The organism is Streptomyces sp. NPDC005878, assembly GCF_040629815.1.
Lineage (GTDB): Bacteria > Actinomycetota > Actinomycetes > Streptomycetales > Streptomycetaceae > Streptomyces.
On record NZ_JBEXWK010000001.1, the window covers coordinates 18,965 to 31,056 of the forward strand.

Consider the following 12,092-nt stretch of genomic DNA (forward strand, 5'->3'; position numbering starts at 1 on the left):
CGCCGTCTGCCGCCGCCGCGGACCGCCCCGCCCCGGACCGACCGCCCCGGACCGGACCGGGACCGCTCGTCAGATCGCGATCAAGCCGTCCCGCGGTGTGATCAGGACAGCATTCGCCCAGCCGGGGCCCAGGCGACAACTCGCCGCGCCTTCCTCCTGTTGGGCCTCTCGTCGGAGGCCGTCCGCCGCCCGGGGATCTCCCCCCGGGCGGCGGACGGCCGCAGTCGAGAGAGGAACACCAGCTACCGATGAACATCAGTCGTACCGTTTCCCGGGCCACGACCGCCGCCGCGCTGGCCGCGGCGCTCGGCATGGGCGCGGTCCAGGGCGCGGCCGCAGCTTCCCCGGCCGAGCGCGCGGCGACGGGCCGCACGGTCCACGCCTCCCTGTCCCCTGTCTCCGCCGTATCTCCCGCGCTCCCCGCGTACAAGGAGGACGGTGGCTGGACGGGTGACGGGCTCGCGCTCAACGCCGCCGACAACGCCCGGGTCGACGCCTTCATCGAGCGGGCCAGGAACGCCGAGCGTTCCATCAGCCCGCAGGTGAGGACGGCCGCGCTGCTCAGCGGCGCCGAGCTGATCGGGTTCGACCACCGCCTCAAGTCCCCCGACTCCCTCAAGCGCAAGGTCGCCACCTCGCTGCTCGACCACCCGGGGCAGCCGGTGAACGACGCGCTGGCCGGAATCAGCGACTCGGTCCGCTACACCCTGCAGTGGCCCGACAGCCGTTACACGGAGGGTGTCGCGCGCGCCGCCTCGGTGCTGTCCGCGTGGGGCAACGACTCCACCAAGTGGTCCAACACCTGGGCCCGTGCCAAGGGCTACAAGGCCATCAACTCCGGATGGCGCGCTCCTCGTTCGGAGCACCTCTTCGAGGTGCAGTTCCACACCCCGGCGAGCAAGCACGCCCAGGAGGTCACCCACACGCTGTACGAGGAGCAGCGCCTTCCCACGACGAGTACCGAGCGGGCGAGGGAGCTCCAGGCCCGGCAGGACGCGATCTTCGCGGCGGTTCCCGTCCCGCCGGGCGCCGACTCCCTGACCGCTCCGGCGCGGTCCGGGGCGCCCCGGCCTTCCCTGCGTCCTCAGCCCGTGGCCCCGTGACGGCAGGCTGACGGGCGGCGCTGATGGGCGGCGGCGGGCGGCGGTTTCGGGAGCGAGGACGGATTGTCAGTGCCCGCGTCCATACTCGGTGCCGCGGGAGTCGCCCGCGTGCCGTACCGAAAGGACACACATGGCCGAGGTGTTGCTGTTCCACCACGCCCAGGGCCTGACCTCCGGCGTTCTCGCGTTCGCCGAGTCGCTCAGGGCGGCGGGGCACACCGTCCACGTCCCGGATCTGTACGAGGGCCGGGTCTTCGACGACCTGGCGGACGGGGCGGCGTACGCGCAGGAGAAGGGCTTCGGCTCGTTCGTCGAGCGGGGGCGGGCGGTCGCCGAGGACCTGCCCGCCGAGCTGGTCTACGCGGGCTTCTCCCTCGGCGTGCTGCCCGCGCAGGCCCTCGCCCAGACCCGTCCGGGGGCGCGGGGCGCGCTGCTGTTCCACTCCTGTGTCCCCGTCACGGAGTTCGGCGACGCGTGGCCGCAAGGGGTTCCGGTCCAGGTCCACGGGATGGACGGGGACGAGTTCTTCATGGAGGAGGGGGACGTGGACGCGGCGCGGGACCTGGTGGGGTCGGTCCCGGACGCCGAGCTGTTCCTCTACCCCGGTAAGCAGCACCTCTTCGCCGACAGCGGTCTGCCCTCGTACGAGGAGGAGGCCGCGGAGCTGCTCACCCGGCGCGCGCTCGCCTTCCTCGCGCGCCCGTAGGAGGCACGGTCACGGCTCGCCCCCGACGCGCCGCCCCGTCGTGAAGGACGTCGGGCGCGCCCGTAGGGGGCGTTCCGGCAGGGGCGCCGGCCGGCGGCGGAGCGAGGTGCGGGGGGCGCGGGCGGTGGCCGCGTGCCTGGTCAGGGCGGTGATGTGGTCGGCGAAGTCGGGGTCGGGCAGGGGCAGGTCCAGGTCGTCGTCGACGTAGCTGAGGGCGGCGGGTATGTAGTCGAGGACGGCGTGGACCGGGTCGGGCACCGGCAGGGGGCCGGTGCGCAGGGCGCGCAGGATGCGCAGGGTGGTGGTGAGGTCGACGTCCCCGGCGCTCGCGCGGTGGGCGCTGAGGGTGTCGGTCTGGATGTGCCACCAGTCGGCCTCGGGGTGCTCGCCGAGGGCGCGGTGGTGCAGCCCCAGGCAGAACGTGGCGGCCGCGTCCCCCGCGCCGGCGGCGTACTGCCACCAGAACCGGGCGGACTCGGGGCGGCCGGCCAGATGGAGCATGCAGCCCAGGACGCGGGCGCCGGCCGGTTCGGGCAGGGCGCGGGCGAAGAAGAGCTTGAGGTCGTCGAGCGCGTCGGGGTGGATGACGAACGTCTCGCAGACGACGGTGAGGTCCTGGGCCGCGCTCACCTCGTCCAGCGGCGGCCCCGGCTCGGACAGCAGCGCCCGCCAGGCGGCCGGCAGGGGGTGCCCCGGCCGGGAGGCGAGGGCGGGCTGCGGGGCGCCGACGCGGGCGGCGAGGCGCTGCTCGGCGGCCTCGACATCGGCCCGGGTGCAGGGCCGGTGGGACAGGCGGGCACGGGCGAGCACCTGGTCAATGGGCGATGTCATCAGCGTGTCCCTCCTCGGTGGAGCGGTCCGCGAGGCCGAGGGTGTGGCGCAGGCGGCGTTTGGCGTGGCGGGCGGTGGAGCGTACGGCGGCGGCGGTGATGCCGAGGTGGTCGCCGACCTGGGCGGGGCTCAGACCGTGCAGATGGAGCAGGAGCATGACGTCCATCTGGCGCGGCGGGAGCTGGCGTACGGCGTGGAAGAGGGCGAGGCTCTCCTCCAGCTGGCCGATCGGGTCGGCGGCGCGGGCCAGGGCCACCGTCTCGAAGGCGGCCTCCTCCAGCAGCGCGGGACGCCGGCTGCGGGCGCGGGCCAGGTCGAGGGTGCGGCTGCGCAGCACACTCCAGGCGTACGCGGCGGGGTTCTCCTTGGACAGGACGACCGTCCAGATCATCAGGAGCTGTTCGAAGGCGGCGTCGACGGCTTCCTCGGCGTCGGCGCGGTGGTTGAGGACGGTCTGCGCCCAGCGCAGATAGACGGGACGGTGCATCTGGTGGAAGGCACTGAAGTCCACCGGCAGTTGCTGGTTCGTCATCGCGGGTCTGCCCGGCGCGCGGTACGGGAGGTCCTGGCTCACCGGTCTCCCTCTCCGTCCGCGCGCAGCAACTCGCTCACGCCGGTGCGGACGCCGGCGGCGGCCGCTCGCCGCAGTAACAGGGCCGCGTCGCGGCCGAACACCCGCATCGCGAGAACTGCCAGGACCACATCGCCTACCCGATCGATCGTCACGAGACCTTCGGCTCCTTCCTGGTGCACGACGGGGCCCGTCCGTCCCGCCCCCCGACGGCCCCGGAAGGCGCCGGTGCGGGCCTTCGAACAGATGACGCCCGGCGGCGCCCGAATGTGCAACCGCGGATCCCGGAAAGGTCGCCGGGCACTTGCGTTCCCGGTGCGAACATGCGTTTGCAGTGCCGTGCGTCCGCCTCAACTCCCCTGATGGAGCCGGTTCGTTACCCTCGGTAGCCGGGGCCTGACCTGCCGTGGGATCGACCGGCACCGGGGGCCGGCGCGAAGTTGCGCAAAGCGGCAGCAACGCAACGGACGGGGCCCGTGTGACGCAAGACACACGTCGTGCGAGGCAACCGATTTCACCCGGCGCCGTCGGAGCGTGGCGGGCGGCGGGCTATCGTGCACCTGCTCACAGCAGGAACGATCTCTACCGAAGCCCTTTTCGTCGAGGAGTGAGAGACATCAGACGCATATGTTCCGCCGCGTTGCTCGCGGGATCCCTCCTGGCCGCCCTGCTCGTCCCAGCCCCGGCCGCCGTGGCGGACCCGGCGCCGATGCCCACCACCGGCGCGGTCTTCAACAACCCGCAGGGCACCGCGGCCGAGCAGAACGCGATCAAGGACCACATCATCGGGGCGATCGACAACACCCAGAGCGGCCGCACGCTGCGCGCCGCCCTGTACGCCCTGACCGACACCGGCTACAGCGACGCGCTCCGGCGCGCCCACGACCGGGGCGTCCAGGTCCGGGTCGTCCTGGACTCTTCGTACTCCACCTCCACCGCGGCCACCCAGCTGGCCGCCGCCCTCGGCGAGGACATGACCCAGCCGTCCTGGCTGCACGTGTGTCCCAAGGACCGCGCGTGCATCGCGGACACGACGCTCGACCCGAGCAAGAACCACATCAACCACAACAAGTTCTTCCTCTTCTCCCGGGTGGGGGACGCGGGCGTCGCCGAGGACGTGGTGATCCAGACGTCGGCCAACCAGACCGCGGCGAACACCTCCCGGTTCTGGAACAACGCCTACACCTCGGTGGGCAACACCGACCTCTACACCGCGTACACGGCGTACTTCAACGACCTCGCCGCGGAGAAGCGCACCACCGACTACTACCGGCAGGGCACCACGTCCGGGGGCGAGAAGTACTACTTCTTCCCGCAGGCGACCGGTGACCTCATGGTCGACGTACTGAACAACGTCTCCTGCACCGGCAACACCACGGTCGGCTCCGCCTCCCACAAGACGGTCGTGCGCGTCGCCGCCTACGCCTTCACCCGCGCCGCGGTGGCGAGCAAGCTGAGGCAGCTCGCCGACCAGGACTGCTGGATCGAGGTCGTCTACAACGACACCAGCCAGCTCGCGACCCTCGGCAACCACGCGCGGATCAAGCCGTACCGGCTCCACCTCGACAACGGCACCGCCGACACCGAGGCGGACGACCTGTTCGTACACTCCAAGTACCTGCTGGTCGAGGGGAACTACGCGGGGCACCCGGACACCAAGTGGACGTTCACGGGCTCCCACAACCTCGACCTCTCCTCGCTCAGGGAGAACGACGAGGCGCTGCTGCGCGTCGAGGGCGCCACGACCCACGACGCCTACCGGAGCAACTTCCTCGCGATGCGCTCCCAGGCGACACTGACCGGCTGATTCCGGCCAGTCCGACGGTGGTGTTTCCGGACATGTCGGGCTTGCTGGTGCGCCGTTCACCGCCTGGACCGTGAACGGCGCACCACGGCTCCCGCCACGGGAACACCCATGCGACACTGACGCCGTTCCGACCACGGCAGCACCGAGGCGTGCATGAAGGAGCGGCGTCGTTGAGCGTCACCATTGAAGGACAGATAGACATCGCGGGACCGGTGGGCAAACTGCTGCACCGTCGCCCGCTCAAGAACAGCACCGTGATGCAGTCGTTCCACACCGACCCGGTGTCGGGCGACATCTTCGTGCTCCAGCTGATGCAGGGCGGTCTGACCCTCAGCGGCGAGTCCGCGCCGGTCGACTACGACACCCGCAACCGCAACGGCGACATGTGCGTGACGCGCCTCACCCGGGCGGGCGCGATCACCGGATACATGTATCTGCGCGGCTTCGGCCACGGCGTCAACCTGGGCGTCGAGAACCGCAACGGCACCATCCGGCTGTGGACCGAGACCGCGTCGCAGCCCAACAGCAGGGACGAGGGCTTCGGCACCTCCATCACCAACTTCGACTTCCGCTCGGGCTCGGTGCTCGACTACGGCTCCTCGCTCCACGCGAAGCCGTACCGCCCCACACCGACCGCGCTCTTCACCACCCCCACGATCGACCGCAGCTCCAACGAGCTCGTGCTGCGCTTCTACTCCGACGGCGCCACGCACTTCGAGCGGTACGACCTGGCCAAGGCCTCGGCGGGCGTCTTCGAGCCGCTCCAGCGCATCGAGATGCCCGCGGACCTGGGCGTGTTCCAGGGGTACGCGTCGCACCGGGGCGTGGTGTACATGCTCAACGGCGAGTCCAGCACCGCCACCCGCAACCCTCCGCCGGGCAACACCTACATCACCGCGCTGGAGTGGGCCACCGGCAAGGTTTTGGACCGGCAGTTCATCACCGCCGCGCCGGGCCTCGAATGGCGCGAGCCCGAGGGCATGCACGTGGACACCCGCAACGGTGTGACCAACCTGCACTTCGGTTTCGCCTGCGAGGACCCCGGGCCGCGCACCTGCACGCTCCTGACGATCCCCGACACGACCGAGGTCGACGGCGTCAAGGTGATGACCGACTGGACGACGATCCCCCTCGCCTCCGGTGTCACCGCCGACGTGAACCCGCCCCGGGGCCGGCTCATCAGCGTCGCCGGAACCACGACGCTCCAGCTCAGCGGAGGAGTCAAGGGCACTTTCGACGGCGACGCGGTCCTCGGCACGCTGCCCGACGCGCTGACGCCCAGCGTGGCGGCCCGCTGCAACGTGCCGCGCAACAACAACGGCGGCTACTGCGTCGCCCGGGTCGAGGCGGGTACCGACGGCGCGCTGCGCCTGTTCGGCGGGCGTGACACCAACGCCATCACCTGGGTCCAGCTCGACAGCTTCAGCGCCGTCTGGCGCTGACCGCGCCCGCAGTCCTCCCCGTCACTCGTACCAGGCCTCGTCAAGGAGACCAGCCATCATGTCCTACAACCGCCGCAGCATCCTCGGTGCCGCCTTCGCCGTGCCCGCCGCCGTCGCGGTCGCCAACCTCGCCGCCGCCTCCCCCGCGGCCGCCGCCGGCGTGGAGGCCGGCGACTGGGCCGACCTGGTCCTGGAGCCCGGCGTCACCGCGCAGACCGGCGCGACCCCGCAGGTCCGCCTCGTCACCATCGCGGGCACCACGTTCCTCCAGGCCCGCGGCATCATCAACGGCAGCTTCGCCGCCGACACCAAGGTGGCCACGCTGCCCGCCGCCATGGCCAGGCCCACCTCGTACATCCGCGCCACCGCGCCGCGCAACAACAGCGCGGGCATCAACTCCTGCCGCTTCGAGGTGAACACCGCCGGTTCGGTGACCATCTTCGGCGGCAACTCGGGCAACCCGATCACCTGGGTCCAGTTCGACTCGGTCCAGACGATCTGGCGCTGACGCCCGTACGCGACCGGGTACCGCGCCCCCGGGCGCTCCCGCCGGGCTCAGGCCCGCGCGGGAGCGCCCCGGCGCGGGCGAAGGGGGGACTCGTCTTCTCAGGGGGCGGGTACCGGCTGCGGCGGGGGCGGGCCCACATAGCGCGCCGCCGGGCGGATGATCTTCGAGTCCTCCGCCTGCTCCAGGATGTTGGCGCTCCAGCCGATGACGCGGGCCGCGCAGAACGTCGGGGTGAACATCTCCCTCGGCACCCCGCACAGCTCCATGACCACGCCGGCGTAGAACTCCACGTTGGTGTGCAGCTCCCGGCCGGGCTTGAGTTCGGCGAGGATCGCCTCGACGTGCTTCTCCACCTCGACGGCGAAGGCGACCAGCGGACCGCCGATGCCCTCGGCGATCCCGCGCAGCATCCGCGAGCGCGGGTCCTCGGTGCGGTAGACGGGGTGGCCGAAGCCCATGATCCGCTCGCCCGCGAGGACCCGCTCGCGCACCCACGCGTCGATACGTTCCGGTGAGCCGATGGCGTCGAGCGTGTCCAGGGCGCGGCTGGGGGCGCCGCCGTGGAGCGGGCCGGAGAGCGCCCCGACCGCGGCGACCAGGGACGCCGCCAGGTCCGCGCCGGTGGAGGCGACCACGCGCGCGGTGAATGTCGAGGCGTTGAAGCCGTGGTCGACGGTGGAGATGAGGTAGCGCTCGATCGCCCGGACACGGTCGGGCGCGGGCGGTGAACCCGTCATCATGTAGAGGTAGTTGGCGGCGTACGACAGGTCCTCGCGCGGCTCGACGGGGTCGAGGCCCCGGCCGAGCCGGTACAGCGCGGTGAGCAGGGTGGGGACGGCGGCGCAGGCGGCGAGCGCGTCCTCGCGGCGCCGGCCGGCGTCGAGGTCGTACACCGGGCGGAAGCCCTGCGCGGCGCCGAGCAGGGAGAGAGCGGTGCGCAGTCCGGCGAGCGGTCCGGAGGCCGCGCCGGCCGCCGCGATGCCGGGCAGCGCCTCGCTCACCTCCCGGGGCAGCCGGCGCAGGGCGGCGGTGCGGGCCGTGAAGTCGGCGCGGGCGGCGGCGTCGGGCAGTTCGCCGTGGAACATCAGGTGCCATACGTCCTCGAAGCCGCGGCTCCGCGCGAGCTCGACGGCCGAGTACTGGCGGTAGTGGTAGAAGCCCTCGCGCCCGCGGACGTCCCCGAGCGCGGTGTCCGTGACGACGACGCCCGCGAGCCCGCGGGGCACCGGCGTGGTGGTGGTCGACATCGCTGTTCCTCCTTCAATGTTGATTCGACTGTCTATGATTGACGAGAAAGCTGTCAATATTGATTGAATCAACATTGATCGATCTTGGATACGGTGGCCCCATGACGGATCAGTCGCGACTCACCACCCGCGAGGCGGCCGAACGGCTCGGTGTGAAGCCGGAGACGGTGTACGCGTACGTCAGCCGCGGCCAGCTCAGCAGCGAGCGGGCGCCCGGCGGACGCGGTTCCACCTTCGACGCCAAGGAGGTCGACGCGCTCGCCCGGCGCAGCGCCCGCCGCGAACCCGCCGTCCGCGGCGGTGAGTTGACCTTCCGTACCGAACTGACGCTCATCGACAAGGACCGCTACTACTTCCGCGGCGTCGACGCGGTCGAACTCGCCGCGGCCTACGGCTTCGAGGAGGTCGCGGAGTGGGTGTGGACCGGCACGCTGCCGCGCGGGGCCCGGTTCACCGCGCCCCGGCCGTTCCTCGACGCGGCGCGTCTCGCGGTCGGCGCGCTGCCCACGCACAGCGGCGCCATGGACCGGCTGCGGGCCGCCGCGGTCGCCGTCTCCGCCGCCGATCCGCTCCGCTTCGACCTGGAGCCCGCGGCGGTGCTCGGCTGCGCCCGGACGCTGATCCCCACCCTGGTCGGGGCGCTGCCCACGGCCGGCAGGCGGCACCGCGGCGCCGAACGGCTCGCCTGGCAGCTGTGGCACCGCCTGACCCCCCGGCTCCCCGACGAGGCGTCGATCAACGTACTGGACACGGCGCTCGCCCTGTTGATCGACCATGATCTGGCCGCGTCCACGCTCGCCGCCCGGGTGGCGGCCTCGGCGCGCGCCCATCCGTACGCGGTCGTCTCGGCCGGGCTCGGCGCGCTCGACGGACCGCTGCACGGGGCCGCCAGCGGCCTCGCCCACCAGATGCTCGCCGAGGTCCTGGAGCGCGGCGGCGCGGCCCCCGTGGTCGCCGCCCATCTGCGCTCGGGCCGCCGGGTGCCGGGGCTGGGCCACCGTCTCTACCCGGGCGAGGACCCGCGGGCCCGGGCCCTGTTCACACTGCTCGCGGAGCTTCCGCAGGCCGAGGAGGCGCTGGCCGCGGCCCAGGACGTGATCGCCACGACGGCCCGGCACACGGAACTGCACGCCAACGTCGATCTCGCGCTCGCCGTCCTCAGTGTGGCGTGCGGGATGCCCGCCGAGGCGGGCGAGACGGTGTTCGCGGTGGCGCGTACGGCGGGCTGGATCGCGCACGCCCTGGAGGAGTACGGGGAGCACCCCCTGCGGATGCGCCCCAGCGCCCACTACACGGGCCCTCGCCCGCCACAGCCGCTGCCGTGACGGGCGAGAGTGGTGCGCGCGGACCGCGCGGGCGGTGTCAGCCGTCGATGCGGTGGGTGGTCCAGAACGACGTCAGGTCCGTGGCCGTGGCGGCCTGGGCCGCCGCCTTGAACTCGGCGGTCGTCGAGACGCCGTACCAGTGCGACGTGGCGTAGTCCTTCAGGAGCTTGGCCATCGCGGTGTCACCGAGGACGCGCCGCAGGTCGTGCAGGGCGCACTTGCCGTAGCCGTAGACGACGGTGGAGTAGCGCGAGGAGTGCGCGTCCCAGTAGGCCATCGAGTTGGTGATCTTCTCGGCGGACGACGCCCAGGAGACGCTGTTCCAGCAGCCGCTGCCCGTCTTGTTCAGCGCCAGGTCGGTGGCGTAGTCGGTGAAGGACTCGTCCAGCCAGGGGCTGGTGTACTCGTCGTCGCCGACGATGCCGTAGAACCACTGGTGGCCGATCTCATGGGTGAGCGCGGTGGTGCTGACCAGGTCGAGGACGAAGCCGGGGTACTCCATGCCGCCGAACCAGTAGTTGTTGTCGATCACCGCGTCCAGCTCGCCGTACGGGTAGGCGCCGAAGCGGGCCGCGTGGGCGTCCACCGCGCTCTTGGCGGTGCTCAGCATCGACTGGGCGTCGGTGGAGCTGATGCCCGAGACGGAGTAGATGTTGATCGCGGTCCCGGCGGCCGAGGTGCCGGAGATCTTGCTGAACGGCCCCGCCGCCCAGGCGAAGTCACGGACCTTGGCGGCGGTCGCGGTGGTGACCGTACGGCCGCTGGAGCCGGGAGTGTCGACGGAGGTGCCGGTGGCGGGCACCAGCAGGGTGGTGGGGTGGTCGAGGGTCACCTTGAAGTCGGCGGCCAGGGAGTAGAACGACTCGCCGTTGTTGGTGTACGGGTCCAGGTGCCAGCCGGCCCCGTCCTTGACGGCGAGCACCGGCAGCGCGTTGCCGATGTTGTTGAACGCCCCGTCGTGGCCGAAGCGGTCGGCGCCGCTGGGGACGGTGATGCCCAGGTCGAAGCCGATCGTGGCGCTCTGTCCCTGGGCGAGCGGGGTGGGCAGGGCGATCTGCAGGGCGGTGCAGCCCACCGAGAGGGAGCCCGCGGTGCCACCGGTGACGTTGGTGACGGTGATCGGCATGGCGGAGCAGGTGCCGTGGTAGTTGTCCCACAGCCTCAGATACACCTCGCTGAGCGCGGTGGCGGAGGCGTTGGTGAAGGTCGCGCTCTCGTGGCCGGTCCACGCCGTACCGCTGGTGTTGCTGCTGAGGATGACGGTGTACGCGGGCGAGGCCGGTGTACGGGTGGAGTCACCGGGCGGGGTGGTGTCGCCGGAGGCGGTGAGGGCGACGTCGTCGACGACGAAGCTCGTCTGGAGGCTGGAGTCCTCGGTGCCGGTGAAGGCCACGTTGACGGTCTGGCCCGCGAAGGACGACACGTCGAAGGACTTCTGGACGTAACCGGTGTTCTTGTTCAGGTTCGAGTACGTCGCGAGGGTCGTGCCGCCGATCTTCGCCGTGAGCTTGTCGTACTGGGTGGACGACGTCGTCTCGGCCGTGTCGATGTGGAGCCAGAAGGTGAGGGTGGCGGTGGAGCAGCCGGAAGGGATGGTGACGCTCTGGGAGAGGGTGTCGGTGTGGGTGCCGCCGACGCCGTTCAGCCACGCGAAGTAGCCGCCACCGTGGGCGCTCTGGCCCGCGCGGTTGGTGATCAGACCGGTCTGCGACTGGCTCCACGGCGCTGTGCCGCTCTCGAAGCCGCCGTTGGCGACCACCTGGGCCGGGGTGCACGCGGCGGCGGCCCGGGGCGCCTCGTGCGGTGCGGCGGCGGCCGCGGTGCCCGGATACGAGAAGGCGGCCAGCGCGACCACGGACAGCGCGCTCGCCGCGAGGGCGGGGTGGGGGGTGGGTCTCACACGTGACTCCTTTGACGCGGCCGGGGTTCCGGCGTGCTCGGTGGCCGCCCGACGGCTCGGGTGCGCCGGAGGCGGCCGCGGACTGCGCACATCGCTCGCGCGACGGCTGCGGTGAGATTTCCTGCGCGCCTCCCCGGGGCGGTCCGGGGCGGCGGCTGCCGGAAAGCCTGGCAGATTTGACCAGGGCATGCCATCAGGGGCGGGTAAAACTGTTGCCCGGCCGGGCGGGGGTCCGTCCGCCCTGGAGAAGTCCCCCGCGCCGACGGGGAGTCAGGCCACCGGGCGGGCCCGGTCGCCGGTGCGCTCGCGCAGCGCGGCCCGCAGCCGGTCCCGGGCCCGCGTCTGGGCGGCGATGCGTGCTTCGAGGACGGCGAGCCGCTCCCGGGCGACCCGCAGCCCCCGGTCCGAGGGGGGCGCCGCGGCCACGTCACCGTCCAGGCAGGGCAGGAAGACCGCGACGTCGTCCAGGGTGAGCCCCGCGGCCAGCAGATGGCGGATGTTGCGGACCCGTACCACCGTACGGTCGTCGAAGACGCGGTAGCCGTTGGCCGCCCGTTCCGAGGTGATCAGCCCGGCCCGCTCGTAGTGGCGCAGCGCCCGCGCCGTCGTCCCGGTCGCCTTCGCCAACTCGCCGATCCGCACCCGCCCCACC

The 12,092-nt window shown here is 72.1% G+C and carries 12 protein-coding genes; 6 read left to right on the forward strand and 6 right to left on the reverse strand.

What is annotated here, in order from left to right:
* Positions 1 to 248: 248 nt before the first annotated feature.
* Both ABZ404_RS00105 and ABZ404_RS00110 read left to right on the forward strand, forming a co-directional pair.
* Positions 249 to 1,103, forward strand: coding sequence for an ATP nucleotide 3'-pyrophosphokinase (locus ABZ404_RS00105; RefSeq protein WP_358989885.1), 855 nt, complete (start codon positions 249 to 251; stop codon positions 1,101 to 1,103).
* Positions 1,104 to 1,233: 130 nt separating this feature from the next.
* Entirely contained in the window at positions 1,234 to 1,809 is a 576-nt protein-coding gene (locus tag ABZ404_RS00110) for a dienelactone hydrolase family protein (protein WP_358989888.1), read from the forward strand.
* Between the two features lie 9 nt (positions 1,810 to 1,818).
* Here ABZ404_RS00110 and ABZ404_RS00115 read toward each other — a convergent pair whose 3' ends face one another.
* Genes ABZ404_RS00115 through ABZ404_RS00125 form a run of 3 tightly spaced genes read right to left on the reverse strand, consistent with a single transcriptional unit; the run spans position 1,819 to position 3,366 of the window.
* Positions 1,819 to 2,640 (reverse strand): hypothetical protein, encoded by an 822-nt coding sequence (locus ABZ404_RS00115; protein ID WP_358989891.1) that lies wholly within the window; start codon positions 2,638 to 2,640, stop codon positions 1,819 to 1,821.
* Positions 2,624 to 3,214, reverse strand: a complete 591-nt coding sequence (locus tag ABZ404_RS00120; RefSeq protein WP_358837160.1) for a sigma-70 family RNA polymerase sigma factor — start codon at positions 3,212 to 3,214, stop codon at positions 2,624 to 2,626. Before ABZ404_RS00120 ends, ABZ404_RS00115 begins: the two co-directional genes overlap by 17 nt.
* A complete protein-coding gene (locus ABZ404_RS00125; RefSeq protein ID WP_358837159.1) occupies positions 3,211 to 3,366 on the reverse strand; it encodes a hypothetical protein in 156 nt (51 codons plus the stop codon). Before ABZ404_RS00125 ends, ABZ404_RS00120 begins: the two co-directional genes overlap by 4 nt.
* Positions 3,367 to 3,851: 485 nt before the next feature.
* Here ABZ404_RS00125 and ABZ404_RS00130 point away from each other — a divergent pair, with 485 nt between their 5' ends.
* The 3 genes from ABZ404_RS00130 to ABZ404_RS00140 all read left to right on the forward strand — a co-directional run bounded on the left by ABZ404_RS00130 (position 3,852) and on the right by ABZ404_RS00140 (position 6,968).
* Entirely contained in the window at positions 3,852 to 5,018 is a 1,167-nt protein-coding gene (locus tag ABZ404_RS00130) for a phospholipase D-like domain-containing protein (RefSeq protein ID WP_358837158.1), read from the forward strand.
* A 170-nt stretch (positions 5,019 to 5,188) separates the two neighbouring features.
* On the forward strand, positions 5,189 to 6,460 hold the full coding sequence (locus ABZ404_RS00135; RefSeq protein WP_358837157.1) for a hypothetical protein: 1,272 nt from the start codon (positions 5,189 to 5,191) through the stop codon (positions 6,458 to 6,460).
* A gap of 58 nt (positions 6,461 to 6,518) precedes the next feature.
* A complete protein-coding gene (locus tag ABZ404_RS00140; protein ID WP_358837156.1) occupies positions 6,519 to 6,968 on the forward strand; it encodes a hypothetical protein in 450 nt (149 codons plus the stop codon).
* A gap of 98 nt (positions 6,969 to 7,066) precedes the next feature.
* Here the strand turns inward: ABZ404_RS00140 and ABZ404_RS00145 are convergent, their stop codons facing one another.
* Entirely contained in the window at positions 7,067 to 8,215 is a 1,149-nt protein-coding gene (locus ABZ404_RS00145; protein ID WP_358989894.1) for a citrate synthase/methylcitrate synthase, read from the reverse strand.
* A gap of 101 nt (positions 8,216 to 8,316) precedes the next feature.
* Between ABZ404_RS00145 and ABZ404_RS00150 the strand changes: the two genes are divergently transcribed.
* On the forward strand, positions 8,317 to 9,540 hold the full coding sequence (locus tag ABZ404_RS00150; protein ID WP_358989897.1) for a citrate synthase: 1,224 nt from the start codon (positions 8,317 to 8,319) through the stop codon (positions 9,538 to 9,540).
* A gap of 37 nt (positions 9,541 to 9,577) precedes the next feature.
* Here the strand turns inward: ABZ404_RS00150 and ABZ404_RS00155 are convergent, their stop codons facing one another.
* Together ABZ404_RS00155 and ABZ404_RS00160 are read right to left on the reverse strand one after the other, a co-directional pair.
* Positions 9,578 to 11,440, reverse strand: coding sequence for a M1 family aminopeptidase (locus tag ABZ404_RS00155; RefSeq protein WP_358989900.1), 1,863 nt, complete (start codon positions 11,438 to 11,440; stop codon positions 9,578 to 9,580).
* Positions 11,441 to 11,710: 270 nt separating this feature from the next.
* Positions 11,711 to 12,082, reverse strand: coding sequence for a MerR family transcriptional regulator (locus ABZ404_RS00160; RefSeq protein ID WP_358835403.1), 372 nt, complete (start codon positions 12,080 to 12,082; stop codon positions 11,711 to 11,713).
* Between the last annotated feature and the right edge of the window lie 10 nt (positions 12,083 to 12,092).